General features: G+C 35.0%; 23 protein-coding genes and 2 riboswitches. Of the genes, 6 read left to right on the top strand and 17 right to left on the bottom strand.

The annotated features are described in order from the left end of the window. Window positions 1–22 precede the first annotated feature (22 nt). From QE109_RS04070 to QE109_RS04120, 11 genes are all read right to left on the bottom strand, one after another. Window positions 23–1,159, bottom strand: a complete 1,137-nt coding sequence (locus tag QE109_RS04070; RefSeq protein WP_281093121.1) for a response regulator — start codon at window positions 1,157–1,159, stop codon at window positions 23–25. Then, complete coding sequence (gene cpaB, locus QE109_RS04075) at window positions 1,149–2,159, bottom strand: Flp pilus assembly protein CpaB (RefSeq protein WP_281093122.1); 1,011 nt, start codon at window positions 2,157–2,159, stop codon at window positions 1,149–1,151. The genes QE109_RS04070 and cpaB overlap by 11 nt, the downstream gene beginning before the upstream one ends. A gap of 20 nt (window positions 2,160–2,179) precedes the next feature. Further along, on the bottom strand, window positions 2,180–2,572 hold the full coding sequence (locus tag QE109_RS04080; protein ID WP_281093123.1) for a TadE/TadG family type IV pilus assembly protein: 393 nt from the start codon (window positions 2,570–2,572) through the stop codon (window positions 2,180–2,182). Between the two features lie 93 nt (window positions 2,573–2,665). After that, window positions 2,666–2,872, bottom strand: coding sequence for a Flp family type IVb pilin (locus QE109_RS04085; protein WP_281093124.1), 207 nt, complete (start codon window positions 2,870–2,872; stop codon window positions 2,666–2,668). A gap of 175 nt (window positions 2,873–3,047) precedes the next feature. Next, window positions 3,048–3,767 (bottom strand): response regulator transcription factor, encoded by a 720-nt coding sequence (locus tag QE109_RS04090; RefSeq protein ID WP_281093125.1) that lies wholly within the window; start codon window positions 3,765–3,767, stop codon window positions 3,048–3,050. Next, window positions 3,760–4,923: a sensor histidine kinase gene (locus QE109_RS04095; RefSeq protein WP_281093126.1), complete on the bottom strand. Its 1,164-nt coding sequence runs from the start codon at window positions 4,921–4,923 to the stop codon at window positions 3,760–3,762. The genes QE109_RS04090 and QE109_RS04095 overlap by 8 nt, the downstream gene beginning before the upstream one ends. 157 nt (window positions 4,924–5,080) lie before the next feature. Further along, a complete protein-coding gene (locus tag QE109_RS04100; protein ID WP_281093127.1) occupies window positions 5,081–6,748 on the bottom strand; it encodes an ABC transporter substrate-binding protein in 1,668 nt (555 codons plus the stop codon). A 124-nt stretch (window positions 6,749–6,872) separates the two neighbouring features. Further along, window positions 6,873–7,874: an ABC transporter ATP-binding protein gene (locus QE109_RS04105; protein ID WP_281093128.1), complete on the bottom strand. Its 1,002-nt coding sequence runs from the start codon at window positions 7,872–7,874 to the stop codon at window positions 6,873–6,875. After that, window positions 7,867–8,895, bottom strand: coding sequence for an ABC transporter ATP-binding protein (locus QE109_RS04110; protein ID WP_281093129.1), 1,029 nt, complete (start codon window positions 8,893–8,895; stop codon window positions 7,867–7,869). The genes QE109_RS04105 and QE109_RS04110 overlap by 8 nt, the downstream gene beginning before the upstream one ends. A 14-nt stretch (window positions 8,896–8,909) precedes the next feature. Next, on the bottom strand, window positions 8,910–10,106 hold the full coding sequence (locus tag QE109_RS04115; protein ID WP_281093130.1) for an ABC transporter permease: 1,197 nt from the start codon (window positions 10,104–10,106) through the stop codon (window positions 8,910–8,912). A gap of 9 nt (window positions 10,107–10,115) precedes the next feature. Next, window positions 10,116–11,036, bottom strand: coding sequence for an ABC transporter permease (locus QE109_RS04120; RefSeq protein ID WP_281093131.1), 921 nt, complete (start codon window positions 11,034–11,036; stop codon window positions 10,116–10,118). Window positions 11,037–11,713: 677 nt separating this feature from the next. Here QE109_RS04120 and ade point away from each other — a divergent pair. Further along, a complete protein-coding gene (ade, locus tag QE109_RS04125; RefSeq protein WP_425365107.1) occupies window positions 11,714–13,465 on the top strand; it encodes an adenine deaminase in 1,752 nt (583 codons plus the stop codon). Window positions 13,466–13,515: 50 nt separating this feature from the next. Beyond that, window positions 13,516–13,663, top strand: a riboswitch (cyclic di-GMP riboswitch). Window positions 13,664–13,670: 7 nt separating this feature from the next. Next, window positions 13,671–13,789: riboswitch (cyclic di-GMP riboswitch) on the top strand. Window positions 13,790–13,878: 89 nt separating this feature from the next. Here the strand turns inward: ade and QE109_RS04130 are convergent. Continuing rightward, complete coding sequence (locus tag QE109_RS04130) at window positions 13,879–15,057, bottom strand: glycosyltransferase (protein ID WP_281093132.1); 1,179 nt, start codon at window positions 15,055–15,057, stop codon at window positions 13,879–13,881. Between the two features lie 147 nt (window positions 15,058–15,204). On the opposite strand from QE109_RS04130, the gene QE109_RS04135 reads away from it, so the two are divergent. Further along, window positions 15,205–15,699: a YtxH domain-containing protein gene (locus QE109_RS04135; RefSeq protein WP_281093133.1), complete on the top strand. Its 495-nt coding sequence runs from the start codon at window positions 15,205–15,207 to the stop codon at window positions 15,697–15,699. A 50-nt stretch (window positions 15,700–15,749) separates the two neighbouring features. Here the strand turns inward: QE109_RS04135 and QE109_RS04140 are convergent, their stop codons facing one another. The 5 genes from QE109_RS04140 to QE109_RS04160 all read right to left on the bottom strand — a co-directional run bounded on the left by QE109_RS04140 (window position 15,750) and on the right by QE109_RS04160 (window position 19,836). Further along, window positions 15,750–16,310 carry a class I SAM-dependent methyltransferase gene (locus QE109_RS04140; protein WP_281093134.1) on the bottom strand — a complete coding sequence of 187 codons (561 nt, stop codon included), beginning with the start codon at window positions 16,308–16,310 and terminating at the stop codon, window positions 15,750–15,752. A 146-nt stretch (window positions 16,311–16,456) separates the two neighbouring features. Next, window positions 16,457–16,621 (bottom strand): FeoB-associated Cys-rich membrane protein, encoded by a 165-nt coding sequence (locus QE109_RS04145; RefSeq protein WP_281093135.1) that lies wholly within the window; start codon window positions 16,619–16,621, stop codon window positions 16,457–16,459. A gap of 4 nt (window positions 16,622–16,625) precedes the next feature. Next, window positions 16,626–18,575 (bottom strand): ferrous iron transporter B, encoded by a 1,950-nt coding sequence (feoB, locus tag QE109_RS04150; RefSeq protein ID WP_281093136.1) that lies wholly within the window; start codon window positions 18,573–18,575, stop codon window positions 16,626–16,628. A 144-nt stretch (window positions 18,576–18,719) separates the two neighbouring features. After that, complete coding sequence (locus QE109_RS04155; protein WP_281093137.1) at window positions 18,720–18,935, bottom strand: FeoA family protein; 216 nt, start codon at window positions 18,933–18,935, stop codon at window positions 18,720–18,722. 175 nt (window positions 18,936–19,110) lie between these two features. Next, the gene (locus QE109_RS04160) at window positions 19,111–19,836 is read right to left on the bottom strand and encodes a M48 family metallopeptidase (RefSeq protein ID WP_281093138.1); all 726 of its coding nucleotides are present in this window, start codon (window positions 19,834–19,836) and stop codon (window positions 19,111–19,113) included. 91 nt (window positions 19,837–19,927) lie between these two features. Between QE109_RS04160 and QE109_RS04165 the strand changes: the two genes are divergently transcribed. The 4 genes from QE109_RS04165 (at window position 19,928) to QE109_RS04180 (ending at window position 23,163) form a co-directional block, all read left to right on the top strand. Further along, window positions 19,928–20,839 (top strand): DHH family phosphoesterase, encoded by a 912-nt coding sequence (locus QE109_RS04165; protein WP_281093139.1) that lies wholly within the window; start codon window positions 19,928–19,930, stop codon window positions 20,837–20,839. Window positions 20,840–20,926: 87 nt separating this feature from the next. Next, window positions 20,927–22,174, top strand: a complete 1,248-nt coding sequence (hisS, locus tag QE109_RS04170; RefSeq protein WP_281093140.1) for a histidine--tRNA ligase — start codon at window positions 20,927–20,929, stop codon at window positions 22,172–22,174. 3 nt (window positions 22,175–22,177) lie between these two features. Further along, complete coding sequence (locus QE109_RS04175; RefSeq protein ID WP_281093141.1) at window positions 22,178–22,675, top strand: M48 family metallopeptidase; 498 nt, start codon at window positions 22,178–22,180, stop codon at window positions 22,673–22,675. Window positions 22,676–22,800: 125 nt separating this feature from the next. Further along, a complete protein-coding gene (locus tag QE109_RS04180) occupies window positions 22,801–23,163 on the top strand; it encodes a PadR family transcriptional regulator (RefSeq protein WP_281093142.1) in 363 nt (120 codons plus the stop codon). The last annotated feature ends 1 nt before the right edge of the window (window position 23,164 follow it).

The following is a 23,164-nucleotide window of genomic DNA, read 5'->3' on the forward strand; positions in this document are numbered from 1 at the left end:
GATATCCCCTCCTACTATTTAACTATTTTATGATAGATTGACAAAAACTTAAGAGCGGTTTATAAAGACTACTACTTTTAGTTGCAATTGTTGGTATCCCAGTATTGATTGCATTTCTTACCAATTTGATATCTTCTGGTATATAACCGATTACATCAAATGAAAAAGCTTTTTGAACATTTGCTTTAGTCACACCAAATTTTTCGTGTGCCATATTGACGAGTAATTTAACTTTAGTTTCATCATAATTTAAAGATTGCATTACCTTTAAACTCAACTTTGTGTTTTTAAGACCTGTAACCTCTAAATTCGTCACAATCACTATCAGATCTGATAAATCCAGCGCATTAAGAGTTACTTCATTGTAATTGACTCCAGTATCAATAATGATTACATCGTAATATTTTTTTAGAATCATTAGTATAGATTTTACTTGCTCACTAGAGATATATTCTGCTGATTCTGGGTCTTTAGGTGCAAATAGCATATCAAAACCATCTCTAAAATTATGCAAATAAGGTTTTATCTCTTCATAGTTGGTTATTGGACTATCATCAAACATTTCTTTTATTGTTAACTCATTTTGTTTATTGACCATTAATGCCAAGTCACCAAACTGAAGATCTAAATCGACTAATAGCGTTTTTTTCTTTAGTTTCTCATTGATGATCAAACTTGAATTCAGGGCGAGCATTGATTTCCCAACCCCCCCTTTTGCGCTAAAAAAACTAATTAATGTTGCATCATGTGATTGTGTTTCAACTGAGAGTGGTTTGTCGAGATACTGATGACGTTCATATGTCGTCTTGATCGTTTCAACGAGTTCATCCATATCTACAGGTTTCATAATATATGCTTTTGCACCTGCTAACATAGCCTTTTTAAGATACTCACTCTCATGTTGCACACTCATCATAATTACTCTTACATGAGGAAAATTCTCCACCATCAATTGAGTCGCTTCAAGTCCATTCATTACAGGCATGTTTATATCCATAAGTACAATATCAGCTTTTGTCTTTTTCATTAAATCTAAAGCCTCTTGACCATTCCCGCATATACCCACTAACTCATAGACAAGCTCACTACTAGCAAGCATCTTAACGATCATCTCACGCATTTCAAGCACATCATCGACTATGATAATCTTAATTGCCATCGCCTACACCTTCCTTTTTCAAAACAGGAATTTTGATTCCAGTGCCAGTTAAAATCATGTCTACATCGTCAATACGATTGACTTGTTGGAGCAGCGAATAATAAGACTCTTCTCCATAGAATTTTGTACTTATACTCTTGAGAGTATCTCCAAATTGAACCACGTAATAAATGTATTTATCATACTCATATTCACTTGCTATATTTGGATCAGTATCCGTTCCTATAATGCCATATTCGGGCGCCATATCTTTCATTTGATTCATATCATTTAACAATAATTCTTGCCAAATAGCGCCTTCTGTGACATAGATATAATCACCTTCAAGTGGTCTCAAAGCTAATTCTACAGTGCCAATATCTTTTGCTAGCACAAGCATTTCAACATCCATTACTGGCACCGAAAGCGTTACATAATATGACCCAACATCAGAATTTTCACTGTTTGCCAACTTGGCATTTTCTCTAATAGTATTTTTATTAATAGCAAGTACTTCTACATTTTGTAAAAACAACTTTGCTATATCAGGCCTAATTCTATTATTTTCGGAAGTTTGAGGTAAGAATAAAATTATATCAACAAAATCTCCAGGCTTTATCAAGCCATTCACACCCGTTAATTCACTCACGTTAATTGTAACTGCACGATTACTACCATTGATGTTTAATGTAAGTTCGTCAGATACATTATCAATTATTGCATTGGGGTGAATTTGCTGTCCCTCGTAAATGCTTTCTTTTGCATATTTACCTACAATGTCATTTGGTGTTTTATATGGCGTTCCTACCACACCTTGTTCTGGCACTTCAATAACTTTAAGCATTTCTAATGATATTTGGGTTCTAGCCTGTATCTCCGTACTTGCAACGACAATTCCTGTAGTCCTAATTTCTGCAACTGCTGGCGGTTCAATTGATCTCAAATAAACATATAGTGCGCCTGCACCTAATAAAGCGAGCAAAAATGCCACTAAAAATATACCTTTGTTTGATTTTTTCATAATTTGCTCCTTTGCTTCACTTATTCAACACGCATCGTTGTACTTACTTCTATTTGAAAATCTCCACCAAATATAGCCTCCATAAATGGTGTTAAAAAAGTATAATCATAAGTAATTGTTACTGTTACTGAGTCACCTTGTTCTCTTGCTGCATCAGAGGGATCAATTTTTACAAGCATTTGATCCTTATCTAAATTTACGATTGTATCATTTGCCCTTAAAATCGCAGCTGAATCACTTCTACCGAGACTGATCGTCCTTACAGCTTCTCGAGATGCATTCGTCAATGTTAAGTAACCACTAAACATAAAGCCAAATTCAATAATTCCGACTATGATAAGCAATAACAAAGGTACTATTAGTGCAAACTCTACCATCGATTGTCCATTTTCATTCTTTAGTTTTCGTTTCATAACATACACCCCAATCAAAGGCATTGCTAAATTACCACAATTAAAAAACAAGCTCTAACCTATATCGATTAGAGCTTCATTTTGATTACTAGATCAACTTCCTGCAGTAGTTGCTACTGTTAATTCATCACCAACATCAATAAACATATCTCTAATGATTGGTCCTAAAATAACTAATCCGGCAATTACTACAATTGCGATAAATGCAATTATAAGTGCATATTCTACCATGCCTTGTCCATCTTCTTGTTTAAGCGCACCCAACTGGGCTTTCATCCAAGTATAAGCTCCTCTTAACATAATTATACCTCCTAATAAATAACCTTTATAGTTGCCAACATTCTGAAATGATCTTCCTTTTGTGTTTTGTTGTTCTCATTATACGATTTACATCGTGTAATGCCTAGCTACTCAAGGCCCTTCACGTTTACTGATTGGCACTGGTTCTAAGGACCTAAGTCCCAACTCATCTATCTTACTGGTTATTTTTTAGGTATAATTCTTCAACTCTATTTTCAATGGCATAGATGGTGGCTTGTACCCTATCTCTCACCTCCAATATCTTAAAAATCCTAGTCGCGTTATTTTTGATAGTCTTTTCAGACAAGAACATTTGATTGCCAATTTCTTTGTTGCTCAGACCTTTGGATATATACATCAGAATTTCTAAATCACGTGAACTCAATTCTTTTAATAGTTTTGATTCTGGTTCACTTTGTGTTACTCTCATAAAAAGTAAAGTGACCAATGATTTATCAATGTAATTTTCATCATTGTAAACACGTCTTATGCCCTCTATTAACTCTTCTGTACTTGATCCCTTTAATATATACCCATCTGCTCCAATTTCAATAGCCTCTAAGATAGTTTTTTTATCACTTTCAACAGTTAAGAGTAGTACTTTTACAGGATTATCTTGTGCTTTAAGCGCTTTAAGGACTTCAATACCACTCATTAAAGGCATGTTAATATCCATTAAAAGCACATCGGGTTTATAGAGTTCTAATGTTCTAAAAACTTCTTCACCATTTTCAGCTTCACCCGCTACAACCAAATCATTTTCATATGAGATAATCGATTTCAGCCCTTGTCTGATTAGATCGTGATCATCAGCGATAAGGACTTTGATCTGAAATGGCGAATCGAGATCTGAATTCTTATTTAATTCATCATATTTATCATTATGGTTATTCATTTAGAATCACCTCTCTATTAACCGGAAGTTTAATCATAACGGAAGTTCCCTCTCCTATTTTAGAATAAAAATGTATCTCACCATTAAACTGTTTTACTCTATCATAGATCCCTAATAGACCATATGAGATATGCTTTTTTTTCAACTTTTCAAGTGTCGACTCTACATCAAAACCTACACCATCATCAACAACTGTCAGTCTTAAATACTTTGAACCGTATTCAAGCAATATACTAACTTCACTTGCTTTTGAATGTTTCTTTATATTGTTTAGAAGTTCTTGAACCAATCTATAAACTGCAACTTTAACGATCGATTCTATCTCCACTATAATTCTACCAGACTTTACATTAACGTTTATTTGAGCTTCTTCACTAAAACTCATTGCATACGTTTCAACGGTTTCGTTAAGTCCAAGGTCATCCAAAGACATCGGTCTAAGATCATGTATAATTCCTCTTACTTCTTTTAATGCTTTCTTTGATTGTTCTTTAAGCTCCGCTAGTTCCTTTAATCCCTTATCGATATCTTGTCTAGCTATTCTCTCACAGAAATCAGCCTTCATTACAATTGACGCAATCTGCTGTGCAGGGCCATCGTGTATATCTCTAGAAATCCTCATTCTTTCATTTTCTTGAGCTTCAAGTACTTTTATCCCCATTGCCATACCTTCATTGCCCATCTCATCTATTGCAGACATAATTTCCCCTCGAAGGTATGTGACGGCTATGGTAACCTGATGAACAATATGCTCTGCGTTTTGGATATTCTTAAGTGCCCTCTTCAGTGAAAGTTCAAGTGCAGTTCTTCTCACTTTCAAGAGTTGTTCTTCACGAGAAGCTGACATTAATTCAACTTTTACATCAGCAGCAGTATTGTAAGCCTTTTTTATATCCTCTTCATTATGGAGTTTAAAAGACTTCGATACTTCTGCTAATTTATTTCTCACCATCTTATCTTTAATTGTCAATCGATCGACATCATTGATCACACGATCAATATCTTCTTTAATATAATTGAGTTCATTTTTAAGTTGCTCATGCTCCTCACGTGCATTTTCAACGATATCAATAAGTTGCCCCTTACTTTTATCAATTGCACCTATAATCTCTTGCATGATGCTATGAACTTTTTCTATATCCAATCCTTTCTCCATAGCAAATCCCCCTAATGTTATTGTACCCTTTTTAAACACAATCTTTCACTCTTATTTGATATAAATAAGTTCAACTATCAAAATTCGGGAGATTTGTCTTATAAATTTGTAGGACTAAACGAAAAAAAACCGCTCATAAGAGCGGTTTTCAGTAATATTAGTTCATTTCATCGATACCAACGTTGAAGATGTAGTAGTACGTTCCAACATAAGGCATAATTTGGAATGTAGGATCTTCAGCGATTAATCTAGGAATTTCTGATACTGGGAAACTATCAATGATATCAAGTTCGCCAGCTTCATAAGCTGTTAATGCAGTTGATTGATCAACGATCATCATAGCATCGATTTGAGTAAGCTTAGTTTGATCAGCTTTCCAGTAGTTTTCGTTTGGTACAAGTACGATTCTATCACCAGTTTTGTATTCTGATAATTTGAAAGGACCATTACCAATTGCAGTTTCTGGATTTGATGCCCAACCTTCAGGATCTTTTTCTACCATGTCTTGTCTTACAGGCATGAATGTGTAGAATGTAGTAAGATCTAAGAAGTAAGGAGTTGGTGCATTAAGTGTAACTTCAAATGTTTTGTCATCAAGAGCTTTGATCATAACATCTTCAAGAGCGCCAGTTCCTTCGTAGTACTCTTGAGCACCTTTGATGTAGAACATTTGGAATCCATACTCAGCAGCAACAGCAGGATCAAGAGCACGCTTCCAAGCGTATTCGAAATCTTGAGCTTTAACTGGTTGACCATCAGCCCATTTAGCATCTCTTATAGTAAAAGTATATACTAAACCATCTTCAGAAATTGTATAGCTTTCAGCCATTGCTTCTTTGATACCTTCATCATCTTTTCTCATTAAACCTTCATAGGTATTGTTGATTAAGTTACCACCATCAACTGCACTGTTAAGAGCAGGATCGATAGTTTTTGGCTCTGAACCAATATTCCATTGAAGCGTTCCATCTGGAGTTGAAACATTTCCAAAGTAGAAGTGACCTAATGTTGAAGTATACCAATCTTTTACATCTTCTTTAACTGCAACTGTATGTGTATAGTAGTAGATTGGAAGAACAATTAAGTCATCCATAATCATTTGCTCAGCTTCATAAAGAAGTGCATCTCTATCAGTACCAGTAGCAAGTTTTGAAGCTTCGATTATATCATCATATTTTTTAACTTTCCATTGTGCGTCGTTGTTTCCAGAATATGAAGTCCATAAGTCAAGGAATGTCATAGGATCTTCATAGTCACCAATCCAACCAGCACGAGCAACTTGGAAGTTACCTTGGTGTCTAGTATCTTGGAATACAGCCCACTCTTGGTTAGCTATTTCTACGTTGATATTAAGGTTTTGTTTCCACATTTCTTGGATTGCTTCAGCAATCGCTTTATGACCTTCGCTTGTGTTATAAAGGATTGTTATTGTTGGGAAGTTATCTCCATTTGGGAAACCAGCATCTGCAAGAAGTTGTTTTGCTTCATCAATTGCAGAACCATCTGTTGCGATACCATAATCGCCACCAGTCGCTCTAAAATCAGCGCCTGTAGAATCTTTTAAGCCATTTGGAACGAAACCAGTTGCAGGTAATTGTCCCGCTCTAGTGATTTGCTCAACTAGCAACGTTCTGTCAATTGCAAGTGTAAGCGCTTTTCTTACTTCGTAAATTTGTACCACTTCTTCAGCAGTATAAGTTTTAGCAGCTTCCGTAGTCGGTGCTGCAGTTGTCTCTTGAGTTTCAGTAACTGGTTCGTCTTTAGCACAAGCAGCTAAAGAGAAAGTTAGCATGAAAACTAACAACAAAGCTAATAATTTTTTCATTAATCAAAAACCCCCTTTAATTTTGAATGTCTTTTGCTTTTAAGCATTTATACTTAAACCCGAAGGTTTAGTACCAAAATAAATATAACGTGTTTCCTTGATTTCCCTTTTATCGTTTTGTTTTCTATTTTTCTATTGTATTAAGATGACAAGCTGAAAAATGATTTGGTGAGATCTCTAAAAACTCTGGTTCAACTTCTTTGCAAATATCCATCGCATATCTGCATCGTGTTCTAAAATGACACCCAGAAGGCGGATTAATCGGAGAAGGTACATCACCTTCAAGTACGATTCTCTGACCTTGCTTTGTTGCATCTGGATCCGGAACAGGAATAGCCGATAACAAAGCTTGCGTGTAAGGGTGATTTGGACTATCATACAATTCATCCGCATTAGCGAGCTCAACTAGTTTCCCTAGATACATTACACCAATTCTATCTGAAATATGTTTAACCATTGATAGGTCATGTGCAATAAATAAATAAGTTAATCCTAGTTCATTTTGTAAATCTTGAAGCATATTTACAACTTGAGCTTGAATAGATACATCAAGTGCTGAAATTGGTTCGTCACATATGATGAATTTTGGACTAACAGCTAATGCTCTTGCAATTCCAATACGCTGACGCTGTCCACCTGAAAATTCATGTGGATAACGATTAGCATGCTCTTTATTGAGTCCTACTCTCTCAAGTAAGTTCCATATAATTTTTTGTCTTTCCTCACCTTTAGCGATGTTATGGATATCTATAGGCTCACCAATAATATCGCCAACCGTCATTCTAGAATTCAATGAAGCATAAGGATCTTGAAAGATCATCTGAATTTTTTTACGGTATTGTCGCATCTCACGTTGCTTTATTCTACTGATATCGACACCGTCAAATATTATTTCACCAGAAGTAACATCGTAAAGTCTAATAATCGTTCTGCCTGTTGTAGATTTTCCACAGCCAGATTCACCTACTAAACCAAGCGTTTCACCTCTTAAAATCTTAAAACTAACACCATCCACAGCTTGAACAGTTGTGGTATGTTGTCCCATAAGTCCATGTCTACTAATAAAATGTTTTTTAAGGTTTTTAACCTCCAAAAGCACATCGTTTTGATCAAGTTGTTTAGCCATGAGTTGCCCCCCTATTTGATTCTTTTGTAAAATCCTCATGTGCAGGTGCATCTGGATGCATTCTCCAGCACATTGATCTGTGTCCTTGTTCAACACTGAAATAAGGTGGTTGTTGTTCTTTACAAATCTTCATAGCATAATCACATCTTGCATAAAATGGACAGCCCGTTGGTGGTTTTACCAAATCCGGAGGTGTACCATCTATTGGAATCAATCTATCTTTGTCTTTTTTATGAAGCTTCGGAATAGACTTTAAAAGTCCCATTGTATAAGGATGTCTCGGTGTATAAAAAACTTCACTAGCCGTTCCCTCTTCCATGATCAAACCACCGTACATTACGACAATTCTAGAACAAAGGTCAGCAACAACGCCTAAGTCATGAGTAATCAATATAATTGACGTATTGATTTTTTCCTTTAAATCCTTCATGAGTTCAAGAATCTGAGCTTGAATGGTAACATCAAGGGCAGTTGTTGGCTCATCAGCAATGAGTAATTTTGGTTCACACGATAATGCAATTGCAATCATAGCACGTTGTCTCATACCACCACTAAACTCATGGGGATAATTGTCAATACGTGATTCCGGTGATGGAATCCCAACTAACTCAAGCATCTTGATTGCCTTTTGTCTTGCCTGATCTTTTGAAACATTTTGATGTTCCAAAATTGCTTCTATAATTTGATTACCAATTGTATAAACAGGATTAAGTGACGTCATCGGATCTTGAAAGATCATCGCGATATCATTTCCTCTAATTTTTCTCATTTCTCTTTCGCTTTTAGGAACGACGTCAACACCCTCAAAAAGTATCTCGCCTTCTTTAATAACACCAGGATATTGTAAAAGTTTCATAAGTGACATCGATGTAACACTTTTGCCACTACCAGATTCTCCAACTATACCAAGTGCTTCTCCTGTATTGAGTTCAAAACTCACACCTCTAACAGCTTGCACTTCACCTACGTGAGTGAAAAAAGAGGTTTTTAGATTTTTAACTTCCAATAATTTATCAGCCACAGTCTACACCTCTCTTATTTTCTTAATCTTGGATCTAATGCATCTCTAAGTCCGTCACCTAAAAAGTTAAATGCTAGCATTGTCAACGAGATTGCTATTGAAGGCACAAAGAGTTGATATGGATATGATCTAAGACCACCTAGAGCATCATTTGCAAGTGTTCCCCAAGAAGCAAGCGGTGCACTAACACCAAGTCCAATAAAACTTAAAAAAGCTTCAGTAAAAATTGCACTTGGAATCAACATTGCCATTGAAACAATAATTGGTCCCATTGCATTTGGAATCAAATGTCTAATCATTATACGCATTGAACTCGCACCAATAGTCCTAGCTGAAAGTACATATTCTTGTTCTTTTAAGCTTAGAACCTGACCACGAACAATACGCGCCATACCTACCCAGTAAACAGAACCAAGAGCGATGATAATTGACTTAAGTCCTGATCCGATGATTACGGAAAGCAAAATTACATATAATAGCAATGGAATTACATTGATGATATCAACGATACGCATCATAACGTTATCAACCTGACCACCAAAGTAGCCTGATATACCACCATATAAAACACCAATGAAGAAGTTAACTAGCGTCGCGACTAATGCAATCAATAGCGAAATCCTAGCACCATAGATAACTCTCGCTAACATATCTCTACCCAAAGCATCGGTTCCAAACACATATGTTTTATTGTGTACTTTGTCAAAAGGCTTTATTTCTTCACCGTTTAGCAACAGTTTGAACTTAATTCCTTCTGGATTATCCTCAGCTTTTTTAACTGCATAACTATAATCTAAAACGACTTCATTACCGTCAATATTATAGACACGTCTTCTATTAGTCATATCATTTTCAATCTCTTTGATTTTCTCAACCAATACACCATCTTTAGTAACATCAAAGAGTTTGTACTCACTGTGCATATAAAAGTAAGTGTCTTCATCTACCTGGTAAATTTCCATACTTGGCGGAATATTAGCAAGTGTTAATTCTTGTGTTGAATAGTCATGGGAAATTACATATGGTCCCACAATTGCTGTAAGTACCATAAAAACAATAAATAGTAAACCAACCATTGATAATTTGTTTTTCTTAAGTCTTCTCCAAGCATCTTGCCAATAAGTCATACTTGGTCTAGAAATTATTTCTGCATCTTTATTTTCTTTGGGAATCGCTTCCCATAAATCTTTGCTTATAACTTGCTCTGACATGATAGCCCCCTAGTCTTCCATTTTAATTCTTGGATCGATTAAGCTGTACAAAATATCGACGATAAGTACCATCACTACGAGGAACAACGCATAAAATATCGTGATACCCATAAGCACAGTATAATCTCTGTTGCCGACACTTTCTACGAAATGCTTACCCATACCAGGGATTGCAAATACCTTTTCTATAACGAAAGAGCCTGTAAGAAGAGCCGCTATCATTGGTCCCAAGTAAGTGACTACTGGGATAAGTGCATTTTTTAGAGCATGTTTATAAATAACTTTATTATTTGATAATCCTTTTGCTCTAGCTGTTCTAATATAATCCTGCTGTAAAACTTCCAGCATACTCGAACGCGTCAATCTGGCAACAAATGACAATGAGAAACCCGAGAGTGCAATTACAGGTCCTATCATATGCTTCCAACTGGTAAGTCCATTTGATGGTAACCAACCTAACTTAGCACTGAAAATATAGATAATTGCAGTTGCCATTACAAATGATGGAATGGTGACACCAAGTGTCGCAATAAACATGACCAAGCCATCTTGCCATTTGTTTTGTTTCAGCGCCGATAAAATCCCCAGTGGTATACCCACAATTATAATCACCACAACCGACGCAAGGCCAATCTTCAATGTTGCCGGGAAACCTTCTCTGATTAAATCATTAACGGTAACACCTGCACGTTGAAAAGATGGTCCAAGGTTAAATGTCATAACACCTTTAACATAATCTACAAATTGTTTCCATAATGGATCATCTAGGTGGTACTTTTGATTTAGTGCCTGTAGCACTGCATCTGGCAATGCTTTTTCCCTAGTAAATGGTCCACCTGGGATTGAGTGCATCATGATAAAAGTAATTGATATAATTACAAATATCGTTACAACCATTGTCAGGATCCTTTTAATTAAAAATCTCCCCAATTCATTCACCCCTTAAATTTATTCTGCTATTCAATTAGTGCAACAATATATATAATAATAATCCTATTGTGTGAATTTTGCAATAAATTTCAGACACTTAACATCATATGAATTAATTTATACGATTAATTTTTAGAAACATGTTCGTTTTTTGTTACAACTTCGTAACATTTTAAACGAAAAAACTTTACATTTTCACAACAAGTACAAAAGTCTCTTAAACGTTGAAAATATCAACTTTATTTAGAAACATGTACAATAAAACGCAATCAACTATAACAATTGATTCACAGAATTGTTACTTCTATATAATTATTTATCCACTGCTTTTATGTTTCTAATAAGCCATTTCATTTTCTTTGTTAAATATTGATATAACCGAATTAATATTCATAATCTAAAAATGAAATTTTTATTTTGAAATCTTTCATTTTAGCTTTACAGGGCAACGTTTTGTCCCACTTTTGCATGATATAAAACGCCTATCTTCAAAAAAAAAACATAAAAATTGCAATATAATAGAAGAAAAAATTTTCAACTTTTGACCGTCTAACTTCATATGCAATATAACCTTCAAAATCTTTTGTTTAGTTTTCATCTTAAAATGCTATAATATTAATAATTATTTAGTTTTAATGAGTATTTAGTGCACCTTATTATAAAGAAAAGAGGTTTTTATGGCTTCAAATACAAAGCTAGAAAAAATTCTAAGAATGAAAAAAAGAGCTGAACTTGCTGCGGGTAAACGTACATGCTCACTTGTTCTCAAAAATTGTAAAATCATAAATGTTTTTAACGGCAAGATTATTGAATCCGACCTCGCTATTGATAACGGAAAAATTATAGGCATTGGCAATTACGACGGGGATGTAATCATAGATTTGCGTGGTAAGTATGTAGCACCAGGTTTAATAGATGCACATATGCACATGGAGTCTACACTAGTTACACCTGATCAAATGGCACGAATCATCGTTCCCCGTGGTACAACTACCGTTGTTGCTGATCCTCATGAAATTGCAAACGTCTGTGGAATCCCTGGAATACAGTATATGATAGATGCAGTAGATGACACACATTTAAACGGTTTTTTTATGCTTCCCTCTTGTGTCCCTGCTACACCTTATGAAAATTCAGGTTATCGCCTTGATAGAGATGCTCTAGCAACACTACAGCACCACCCTAAAGTTTTGGGGTTGGGAGAAGTGATGGACTATCCAAGCGTAATTCAAGGAGACACAGATATATTGGAAAAATTGGAGATGGCAGATCGTATGATCATTGATGGTCACGGTCCGAATTTAACAGGCAAACAGCTTAATGCATACATGATTAATGGTGTTCGTACTGATCACGAGTGTACAACAATTGAAGAGATGGAAGAAAGAATTGGACTTGGCATGTATGTCGCAATTCGCGAAGGGACAGCAGCTAAAAATCTAGACACGCTTATTAAGGGGGTTAATAATCAAACCAAATATCAATGTATGTTCTGTACAGACGATAAGCATCCTGAAGATATATTAGAACATGGACATATTGATTATAACGTTAGACGGGCAATCTCGCTTGGGACAGATCCAATAACCGCTATACAAATGGCGACCATCAATCCTGCAAGATGTTATAACCTACGAGATATTGGCGCTATCGCTCCTGGTTATGATGCAGACCTAATAGTCTTTGATAATTTTGAGAATTTCGAAATTCTTGAGGTTTATAAAAAAGGATATCTTGTTGCGCAAAATAAAGAAGCATTATTTGAAACAAAAAAAATTGCAAATGATCACGTTCAAAATACTGTCAAAATTTCGCCGGTTCATGGAGGGCAGTTTAAACTCCCACTTAAAAGCGATGTTGCACATGTCATCAGAATCACACCGGGATCAATTGTAACTGAGCATGTAATAAGAAGAGTTTATCTTGATTCTGATGGAAATTTTAAATCTAGTAAACATCTGGATATTTCTAAAATAGCAGTTATTGAGCGACATGGTAAGACAAAAAATATAGGTATTGGACTCGTTGAAAATTTCCATATCAAAAATGGTGCTATCGCTACAACTATCGCTCACGACTCGCATAATATCATCGTCATTGGTGATAATGATGATGATATGGCAGTTGCAGTTAACGAAATCGTTCGGTTACAAGGCGGAATTGCAATCTCCTCTGCTGGTGAAGTTAAGGGTTCTCTACCGTTGCCAATTGCTGGACTTATGTCATCTGAAAGTATGGAGTCTGTGTCTGATGTTCTAAGCAGTCTTCGCACAATTGCAGTTGAATCCTTATCAATTCCAAGGTCACTAGAACCATTTATGACGTTAAGTTTTCTAGCCCTTCCTGTTATACCAGAACTTAAAATTACTGATAGAGGTTATTTTGATGTAACTCAGTTTGATTTTATTGAAGTCTCAGAGAAAATATAGAAATCCAGAAAATATTATGTAAACTTGTTTATTTTTTATTTAATCGGGTAACAATATAATAGCAAATCATAGAAAACTATGAAGCGCAAAGCTATAGGGTCTAAACTATTGATTATGGTAATTGGGATTATTGTTCTTATAAGAACATGCCTAAATAATTTCTAAATACTATCAATAGCACGATAGCCAGCTACCAAAAAACTTTTCGGAATCATAGCTAAACACGCGAAAACGTGCGACGCAAAACTAGAAGGGCCTAACCTTAGAGCGATAACGAATAGATCATTTGTTTAGTATCTTTAAGTATGGCAGCCAGTTCCCGAGAAAAGTTTTTTTGCGCGCATTTAAACCAAATTAAAAAAGTGCACCTTTAAACGCTGGTTATCTATTACCAACATTCAGGTGCACTTTATTTATGCATTTAGCTTTTCTGTTACATGTGCATTGATGATTTCATGATACCTTTTAAAAGCTTTGCCCACAGCATCATCCCAAGATAAGTATATTTTTTCCGATGCGTTCTCACCTATTATTTTGAGCCTGCCTGGATCCACACAAGCTTTCACAATTTCACTTGCTATGTGTTCTACTGTCTCTTCTATGAGAATGCCTGTATCTTCATGAACAATCTTTTCAGCTGCACAGCTTTCACGAATCAGTAAAGATGGACAACCGCACGCTGCTGCTTCTCTGACAACTATACCATTGGTATCATAGGTTGAGGGAAAAAGAAATAGATTCGCACGACTAAAATACCCTCTTAAAACTTCTCTGTCATAGACAGCACCTGTAAAAATGCATTCTTTCTCTAAACCAACAGTTTTTATATACTCTGCAATCTCAGGTCGATCAACACCTTCACCTACAAACATCATTTTGAATTTAACGCCTTGTCTTTTGGCCTCTGTCAAACCATCTATGGTAAATTTAAGGTTCTTGTACCACATCATTCTTCCTACAAATAGAAAAACGGTTTCTTCTTCACTAATTTGATGCATTGCGTTAATTGAAGCAATCATTTCATCTGAAGCTCTTCCTTTTTGGAAGTCTGTTCCATTTTCCATAATTATATAATCGCCTTCATAACCAAGTTTTTTTAGGTTATCACCTGCACCTTCAGATACTACCCAGACTTCATCGCATGCGTTGATATTACTCATCAAAAATTTAATAGAGACTTTTCTGAGTGGGTTAAACGCAACACGTTTTTCAATATCTACATCAAACTTAGTGTGGTAAGTAAAGACAATAGGAGTACCTGAATATTGCCTTAAAACTCTCGCAAGTAAAGCTGAAGTAAAAGGACTGTGTATATGGATAATATCCAACTTTTCTTTTTCCAACTTTCTAATCAACATTGGATTAAAAGGATTTCCCATTCTATAGCCAACGCGCTTACTTACATTTGTACTTGAGTATCTGACAACTCTAAAAGCGTAGTTATCTTTAACTTTTGGATACCAAGGTGTAGCAACTACTGCTTTTCCATATATTTTTTGAATTGACTTAGCATAATTCACCGCTGTATTCGCTACACCATCTAAAATCGGTGGAAATGAATCATTAAAAATGCCAACATTTAACTTTTTCATATGACCCTCACTTTAAATTATAAACCTTTATAATGAAATTTTATCAGATACTCGCATGATAAGATAGTTAAAATATCATTAAAAGGGTGTTATAACTCGGTAATTGGGGTATAATGATACCAACATAAAAATTGAAAGGAGACCTATATGTTATTTAAAAAGATCAGAGAGCGAAGAGAAGCAGAGCTTAAACGCCAAAAAAAAGAAACACTTAAAAAGGTAGGCGCTGCATTAGTTATAGGTAGTGTCGTCTCTACAGTAGTTACTTTATTTACCGCACCAAAATCAGGCAAAGAGCTTCGAGAAGATGTCGTTAATAAAGTAGATGAAGGAACAGAAATCGTTAAAGAAAATGCTTCTAAAATCGCTCAGAAAACTTCTGATGCAGCACAAGATGTCATGATTAAGGGGCAAGAAATCAAAGAAAAAGCTGCTGACAAAATTTCACTTGTTAAGTCTGAAATCAGTAAAACAATTAAAGATAAGAAGAAACAACTTGAATCAAGTGGCAAAGAAGTTAAAGAAGAGTTAGAAGAAACTTCTGAAGAAGTATTAGAAGATCTTAAAAACGCTACCGAAGAAATTGCTTCAGAAGTAGAAGATTTAAAAGAAGAAATTTCCGAAGATATAAAAGAAAATTAATTAGTTAGTATATCTCCAATCAAATTTGTTGATTGGAGATATTTTTATGCCTATAATTTTCTTTCAACTAAGATCAATGCTGGCGTTTGATCTCCTTGATTCATGTATTCAAATTTCATTACATGATATCTCTTTGCGTCAAGTTGCTTCATAAAGAGCGATAACCATTGATATTCTTTTACACCTTCATCATGACCTCTATAGGATGTAATACTTAAAATTCCACCTAGCTTTATAAGCTTAAGTGCTTTTTGGATACTCTCAGCCGTTGAATCTAACAAAGTCGTACAAGTCTTATTAGACTTAGGTAAATAGCCTAAATTATATACTATAAGGTCAAAACTTCTCTCCTTATAAATCGTATCTATATGCTTGTGATTCCCTACGGACAGTTTATAATTTTGGTAGCCATTTTCTTCTAATTTCACCCTTGTTTGCTTAACCGCTTCTTCTTGTATATCTATCCCCTCAAGTAGTCCATTTTTTCCAATTTTCTCACAAATAAAAGAAGCATCTTCACCATTACCAAGTGTTGCGTCTAAAACTTGCATGCCTTCAACCAGATAAAGACTCCATATGTTTTTAGTAAACGCTGTCAATTGTCTTATCATATATTCCTCCTGAACATGTCTGTTCATATCATAACACTAATAATCAAAAATCGCTCAAAAAAAATACAAGTGAAAACTTTACATTAACAAAGAACATATTATTAATGTGCGTTTCCACTTGTCTTTATCTAAACATAAGCTGTTCTTTAAAGTTTAATCTGAGTAATTTCATCTTTAATAGTACACGATTTTGCACTCGAGCAGCTCGAACAACCAGAACATTTTCCCTTTCTCATATCAGAAAAAGCTTTTTTTCCAGCAAAGAAAATAATACCCGCAAAGATAATACCAACAATTATAGAAGCTAACATTTTATCACTCCTCAATTAAAGCGCGTTTTTGATTCGCACGTTTAAATAGATAAATTAATAATACAATATAGAATAATACGACAAATATCGCAGGAATAAAGCCAGTTGCCAACTTACCATAAAAAATTGGTGTTCCAATTTGAGTAATGATCATTGCAACGAGGTAACCAACACTAAGCTGAAATCCCAGACCTCTAAAGAGCCATTTTCTATCTCCCATCTCACTTCTCATAGCACCAATTGCTGCAAAACAAGGCGGTGTAAATAAGTTAAATGCTAAGAAAGCATATGCCGTTACAGGGTTAAAGAAGGATGTTAATACGCCTCCTGGCATACTCAATGCATCTTCTGAAGCAGCCGCTAAGAGAATTGCAAAAGTCGCTACTACATTTTCTTTAGCAATAAAGCCCGTAATTGAAGCTGCTGCCAACTGCCAGCCAATTAAACCCAATGGAATAAAGATTGGAGAAATAAAGCCTCCAAGGCCTGCCAAGATACTTGAGTCTTGATCTAGAGCGGGTTGAAGGTTAAAACCATATGCCTGCATAAACCAAACCAGTGTATTCATCACCAAAATAATCGTAGAGGCTTTAATAATAAAACCTTTCGCTTTGTCAACCATCTGAAACAATGCATGTTTAATACTAGGAATTTTATATTCAGGTAACTCCAATATAAAGCTCGATGTACTTTCCCAAACAAAAAGTTTTTTGAGTACAATCCCACCTAAAATAATGAGTGCAAAAGCCAACAAGTAAACACTTGGTCCGACCCAACTTGTATTTGGGAAAAATACAATAGAAAACAATGTAATAATAGGAAGTTTTGCGCCACAAGGTACAAATGGTGTCAAGATTGTAGTAATCCTTCTTTCATTATCATCTTCAATTGTTCTAGTCGCCATTACACCTGGAATTGCACAACCAGATCCAACGATCATAGGGATAATTGACTTACCTGACAAACCAATTTTCTTAAAGTATCGATCCATCAGTACAGCAACTCTTGACATATAGCCACTGTCTTCTAAAAGTGCTAAGCAAAAAAATAAAACCATAATCAAAGGAAGAAATCCTATAACAGCACCAACACCGCCTATTGCACCATCAACGATAAGTGCTTGGAGCAAGGGATTCAATTGAACACTTTCAAAGAAAGCATTCAAACCATTTGGGATAATTTCTCCAAATAAAGTGTCATTGAGATAACCTGATACATATCCACCAAGTCCCTCTATAGAAAATGCATATACAGCCCACATTACTAAAAAGAAAATAGGTAAGCCTAAATACTTATGTGCAACAATGCGATCTACCCTATCGGAGATACTAATTTTACTTGTATCATGATTTTTAACTAAAACGGCTTTTATAAGCTGTCCAATATAAGCTTGACGCGCTTTATCAGGATCTTCACCTTCATTTATTTTAATTCCAATTGATTTCTGTCCATTTGCAGTTTCACCTGTTTGGATTGCCAACTGTAACAAAGATTTTAAACCATGTCCAAAATTTGCTGTTGTTGATATAACAGGACAATTTAATGCTTTGCTAAGTGCAGATGTATCGATTGTATTTCCTCTTTTTTTGATAATGTCTTCTTTATTAATAGCGACCACTACTGGAATATTAAGTTCCAATAATTGTGTCGTGAAAAATAAACTTCTTTCAAAATTCGCACCATCCACGATATTGATAATAACATCTGGCGCTTCCTCTAGTACAAAATCTCTTGTTATAGCTTCTTCACCTGTAAAAGGCGAAATAGAATAAGCACCTGGTAAATCAATGATTTTCACATGCTTAGCACCACCGATAAATTTTCTTTTTAAATCGGCTTCTTTCTTTTCTACAGTTACTCCAGCCCAGTTACCAACATACTCAGTCTTACCTGTAATAGCATTAAATAAAGTAGTTTTCCCTGAATTAGGATTTCCCGCTAATGCAATTTTCATTTAACCCCCCTGAAATTAGTTTCATTAAAATAGCGAATCTAGTTTTGATTCAGCATTTTCTATTTTTTGTAGTTTGTCTCTTGTTGCCAATGATAATCATTATCACCGTAAGGGTATTTTTTATACCGCCTTAGCGGTATAGTTTTAATCTGCAAGCACAATAGCTTTTGCCATAGACTCATCTAAAGCATAGCGACTATCCTTAATATTGACGACGTAATTACCAGCAAGTATATTGATTAAAGTAATTTCTTCACCTTCACTACATCCTAAGCTGAAAAGAAATTTTTTGGTTTTATCTTTGCCTTCTACTTTAATAATCTCACTTTTTTGTCCTATTTTCGCTTTTGATAACAACATATATATCACCTATCTCTGAAAATACGCAAATGCGCTAAATAAATTACAGCCTCTTATTGATAAAGATTATCATAATCGTTATCAATTGTCAATGTAATGTCAAAGATGATATTTAACGTTTTATTAACTTTTTTCAAACATATTTCTACGCAATTTACTGAATTCAAAATTTTCTTTAGAATATATCTGACGCCTCAAACGACCAATCTATAAAACCACCATTTTGCTTTAACCATTCTCTTTTCAACTTATAGTCTTGATCAAAATGAGAAACTAAATTCCAAAAATCAGCTGAATGATTCATGTGTTTTAGATGAGCTAGTTCATGGATGATGACATAGTCTAGAATTGACTTTGGTGCAAAAATCAAACGCCAGTTAAATAAAACATGTCCTTTGGAAGTACATGTTCCCCAACGTTTTTTTTGGTCTTTTACAGATACTTTTTTAGGATACACTCCCATTACTTGACTATAAAAACGAATTCTTTCTTCTATAATAGTGGTTACTAATTGTTTCAGCTCATTTTCAAAGACTGCCGCAATATGCATTTTACTTTCAGGTTTGTATGAATAGACCAAATACCTATCCGCTAAAACTATTTTTTCATCCTTCTTTAAAGTTACTTCCCTAAAAACCACTTCGTATTTTTCACCTAAGATTTCTAACTCGGTGCCTTGACCAATACGGGGCTTAACTCTTCTATTTTGATGTACAACCTCTTGTTTCTCTCTGATCCAAGATTCTTTCTCCATTACAAAAGCATGGATACTCTTATTCGTTAGTCGTTTTGGCGCTAAAACTCTAACTTCGCCACTGTTTTCAATGATGATACTCATCGTTTTTCTATTACTCTTAGTCAGCGAATATTCAATTGATGTCTTGTCTTTATTGAAAAACATATAAACTCCTGGCAAATAAATGATGTTTTTAATTGGAATGTGTATATATATCTATTATACTTAAAAGTAGAAAAACTTAAAGGAGGCTTTTATGCGTTTAGTTACCCGCTCTGATTTCGATGGCTTAATTTGTGGCATGCTTTTAAAAGAAGCTGGCATCATAGATTCATGGACTTTTGTTCATCCTAAGGATTTGCAAGATGGCTTATTTCAACCAACACCTGATGATGTATTAGCAAATGTTCCATACGTTCCTGGTTGTGGCATGTGGTTCGACCATCACACCTCTGAAAAAGACCGTTTAGGATGGACTCAAGATGTCAAAGGTGAAAGTAGACTTGCACCTTCTGCCGCACGAATTATATATGAATATTATGGTGGTGCATCAAGATTCTCAACTTATGAATCTATGATAGAAGCTGTGGATAAGGTTGATTCAGGTCAGCTTTCCAAAGAAGAAATATTAAATCCTACAGGTTGGATTTTACTCGGTTTTATCTCTGATCCTAGAACAGGACTTGGAAGATTTAGAGACTTTAAAATAAGCAACTATCAACTGATGGAAGAATTGATCAATCACTGTAGAAATATGTCGATTGAAGAAATACTTGAACTAGATGACGTTAAGGAGCGTGTAGATCTTTATTTTGAACAAGATAAACTTTTCAAAGAAATGGTTAAAAAGCACACTACTATTGATGAAAATGTGATTATTACAGATTTAAGAGATGTGACTCCCATTTATACAGGTAATCGTTTTCTGATCTATAGTCTCTATCCAGAGCAAAATGTTTCTCTTTGGATAGTAGATGGAAAACAAAAGCAAAATGTATCAGTTGCATGTGGCTATAGCATCTTAAATCGAAGCTGTCAGGTAGATATTGGTAGTTTGATGCTTAGCTATGGTGGCGGTGGCCATAAAATGGTTGGAACTTGCCAGATCGTTTATGCCGACGCCAATCAGGCGATAGATGCAATTGTGAAAGCACTCAAAGATAACTAAGGTCTTATGAGTGAATGTATACACATTTCGCTTTATACGGTTAATGCGTTCATGATATAATATACCAACAAAACATTAGGAGGCAGTATGTATACAACATTACCCCCAACGGGAATGAGAGACTTCTTACCCCGTGAAAAGGAAATTAGAGAATATGTCATGCGAGAAATACGTGACGAGTATAAAAAAAGTGGCTTCACTGAAATTGAGACTTCTTTTATTGAAAATATAGGCAACTTAACAGGTGGCGATGGTGGTGAAAATTCAAAACTGCTTTTCAAAATCATGATGAGAGGCGACAAACTAAAAAATGCTGACTTATCAAATCCTGAAAATTTAGCGGATTATGGCTTACGTTTTGATTTGACCTTACCTTTAGTGCGTTTTTATGCAAATAATCGCAATGAACTACCTACTATTTTCAAAGCCTTACAAATGGGGCCCGTATTCAGAGCAGAACGTCCTCAGAAAGGACGTTACCGTGCATTTACACAATGTGATATCGATGTTATCGGTGATGATAGTAATTTAGCTGAAATTGAAATCATTCAAACAATCTCAAGTACTCTAAAAAGATTGTCTTTTGAAAATTTCACAATCAAGATCAATGACAGAAGAATATTGAAAGCAATTGTTATGCGCGCAGGTTTTGAAGAAGAAGTTTTTACCGATATCGCTATCACTTTAGATAAACTCGATAAAATCGGGATAGATGGTGTAAAAAAGGAATTACTTTCTAAAGACTATTCTGAAACATCTGTTCAAGATTTATTGGATTTAACTGATTCGTTATCAAAAGATGGTATTGAGGGCATAAAGGAAGCTTGCCCAGAAGGCTATGAAAATCTAAAACAAATCATTGAAGTTATTCAGTCAATCGAAGATGGATTCAATATTGAATTTGATTTTACACTAGTTAGAGGCATGGGGTATTATACCAGCACAATATTTGAGATTACGTACAGCGATCTTGGTTACGCAATCGCTGGCGGTGGCCGATATGACAAAATGGTAGGTAAGATATCGGGGGTTGATGTCCCTGCAGTAGGTTTTTCAATAGGATTTGAACGAATTGTTGATTTGCTATTATCAGAAGATAAACTCTCAACTGATGGTGAAAAAATTGCACTTCTATTCTCAGATGATCAACCATTAAGTGCAGTCATCCAAAGTGCTGTTGCCTTGAGAAAGTCTTATGCAGTCGTTTCTCTTTATAAGCAAAAGAAAAAGTTAGGCAAACAACTCTCTCAACTTAGCAAATTAGGCTACAATGGCTATGTTGTGTTTAGTACTGATTCAGAAGGCTTAGAAGTAAAGCAATTTGAGGAAAAATAACATATGCAATTAACATCACTTGATTTGAGCCTTCACTATCTTGGAAAATTGTATCCCCTTTATCAAACAGCTACAACTAGTAAAAAAACTGAAATTAAATTGCTCCAAGATAAATTAGTAATTAGTTTAGCACCTGAATATAGTGAATTAACTAAAGAAATGTTGGATAAGGCAATCGATACTTTTTTGTTCAAACAAAGTAAGCGCCTTATTGAAAAACGTATCCGTCACTATCAAAGTTACTTTAAGCTAAAACCCAGGAAGATCACGATTGAACGGAGCATAAAAAAATGGGGCTCTTGCAATCATCTTCGTGAGTTAACATTTAACTATTTACTCGTTACAAAAGCACCTGAAGCCATCGACTATGTCATTGTACATGAAATGTGCCATATGGTACATCTGAACCATGACCGTTCATTTTGGAGATTACTAGGCAGTATCATACCAAATTATGAAGCACATGAAGCACTACTTAACCAAGTAAACCACAGAGGCTAAAACAGCCACTGTGGTTTTTTTTAAGTCATAACTACCTTGTGACAACATCTGAGAGCTAATTGCTCGAAGATTTTGTTACATCATCTTATATTTTTAGTTGACATTACTGTGCGATACACAGTATAATGTCATCAAGAGGTGATACAATGAGTGAATTTGATAAATTATTAAGCAATACACTTCAGGAAATGCGCAGAGGCACATTGGTCTTAGCTGTTTTAACCCAAATGGATGAACCGCAATACGGTTATTCTTTGATACAAGCTCTTGCAGCTTATCATTTGGAAATCGATCAAAATACTTTATATCCTTTACTAAGGAGATTAGAAAAGCAAGGTCTTTTGGAATCAATCTGGCAATTAGAAGATAACAGACCTAGGCGTTACTACAAAATTAGCGAAGAAGGTATACGAATAAGAAATGCACTGATTATAGAATGGTCTTCTATAGATAACTCTATATCAAGACTTATTGGAAAGGAGCGTTAAA

The sequence above is a fragment of the Fusibacter bizertensis genome, assembly GCF_029914245.1.
Taxonomy (GTDB): Bacteria; Bacillota; Clostridia; order Peptostreptococcales; family Acidaminobacteraceae; genus Fusibacter_C; species Fusibacter_C bizertensis.

Coding starts and splice junctions, on each gene's coding strand:
- QE109_RS04070 (WP_281093121.1), bottom strand. CDS start 1,159: ATGGCAATTAAGATTATCATAGTCGATGATGTGCTTGAAATGCGTGAG.
- cpaB (WP_281093122.1), bottom strand. CDS start 2,159: ATGAAAAAATCAAACAAAGGTATATTTTTAGTGGCATTTTTGCTCGCT.
- QE109_RS04080 (WP_281093123.1), bottom strand. CDS start 2,572: ATGAAACGAAAACTAAAGAATGAAAATGGACAATCGATGGTAGAGTTT.
- QE109_RS04085 (WP_281093124.1), bottom strand. CDS start 2,872: ATGTTAAGAGGAGCTTATACTTGGATGAAAGCCCAGTTGGGTGCGCTT.
- QE109_RS04090 (WP_281093125.1), bottom strand. CDS start 3,767: ATGAATAACCATAATGATAAATATGATGAATTAAATAAGAATTCAGAT.
- QE109_RS04095 (WP_281093126.1), bottom strand. CDS start 4,923: ATGGAGAAAGGATTGGATATAGAAAAAGTTCATAGCATCATGCAAGAG.
- QE109_RS04100 (WP_281093127.1), bottom strand. CDS start 6,748: ATGAAAAAATTATTAGCTTTGTTGTTAGTTTTCATGCTAACTTTCTCT.
- QE109_RS04105 (WP_281093128.1), bottom strand. CDS start 7,874: ATGGCTAAACAACTTGATCAAAACGATGTGCTTTTGGAGGTTAAAAAC.
- QE109_RS04115 (WP_281093130.1), bottom strand. CDS start 10,106: ATGTCAGAGCAAGTTATAAGCAAAGATTTATGGGAAGCGATTCCCAAA.
- ade (WP_425365107.1), top strand. CDS start 11,714: ATGGCTTCAAATACAAAGCTAGAAAAAATTCTAAGAATGAAAAAAAGA.
- QE109_RS04130 (WP_281093132.1), bottom strand. CDS start 15,057: ATGAAAAAGTTAAATGTTGGCATTTTTAATGATTCATTTCCACCGATT.
- QE109_RS04135 (WP_281093133.1), top strand. CDS start 15,205: ATGTTATTTAAAAAGATCAGAGAGCGAAGAGAAGCAGAGCTTAAACGC.
- QE109_RS04140 (WP_281093134.1), bottom strand. CDS start 16,310: ATGATAAGACAATTGACAGCGTTTACTAAAAACATATGGAGTCTTTAT.
- QE109_RS04145 (WP_281093135.1), bottom strand. CDS start 16,621: ATGTTAGCTTCTATAATTGTTGGTATTATCTTTGCGGGTATTATTTTC.
- feoB (WP_281093136.1), bottom strand. CDS start 18,575: ATGAAAATTGCATTAGCGGGAAATCCTAATTCAGGGAAAACTACTTTA.
- QE109_RS04155 (WP_281093137.1), bottom strand. CDS start 18,935: ATGTTGTTATCAAAAGCGAAAATAGGACAAAAAAGTGAGATTATTAAA.
- QE109_RS04160 (WP_281093138.1), bottom strand. CDS start 19,836: ATGTTTTTCAATAAAGACAAGACATCAATTGAATATTCGCTGACTAAG.
- QE109_RS04165 (WP_281093139.1), top strand. CDS start 19,928: ATGCGTTTAGTTACCCGCTCTGATTTCGATGGCTTAATTTGTGGCATG.
- hisS (WP_281093140.1), top strand. CDS start 20,927: ATGTATACAACATTACCCCCAACGGGAATGAGAGACTTCTTACCCCGT.
- QE109_RS04175 (WP_281093141.1), top strand. CDS start 22,178: ATGCAATTAACATCACTTGATTTGAGCCTTCACTATCTTGGAAAATTG.
- QE109_RS04180 (WP_281093142.1), top strand. CDS start 22,801: ATGTCATCAAGAGGTGATACAATGAGTGAATTTGATAAATTATTAAGC.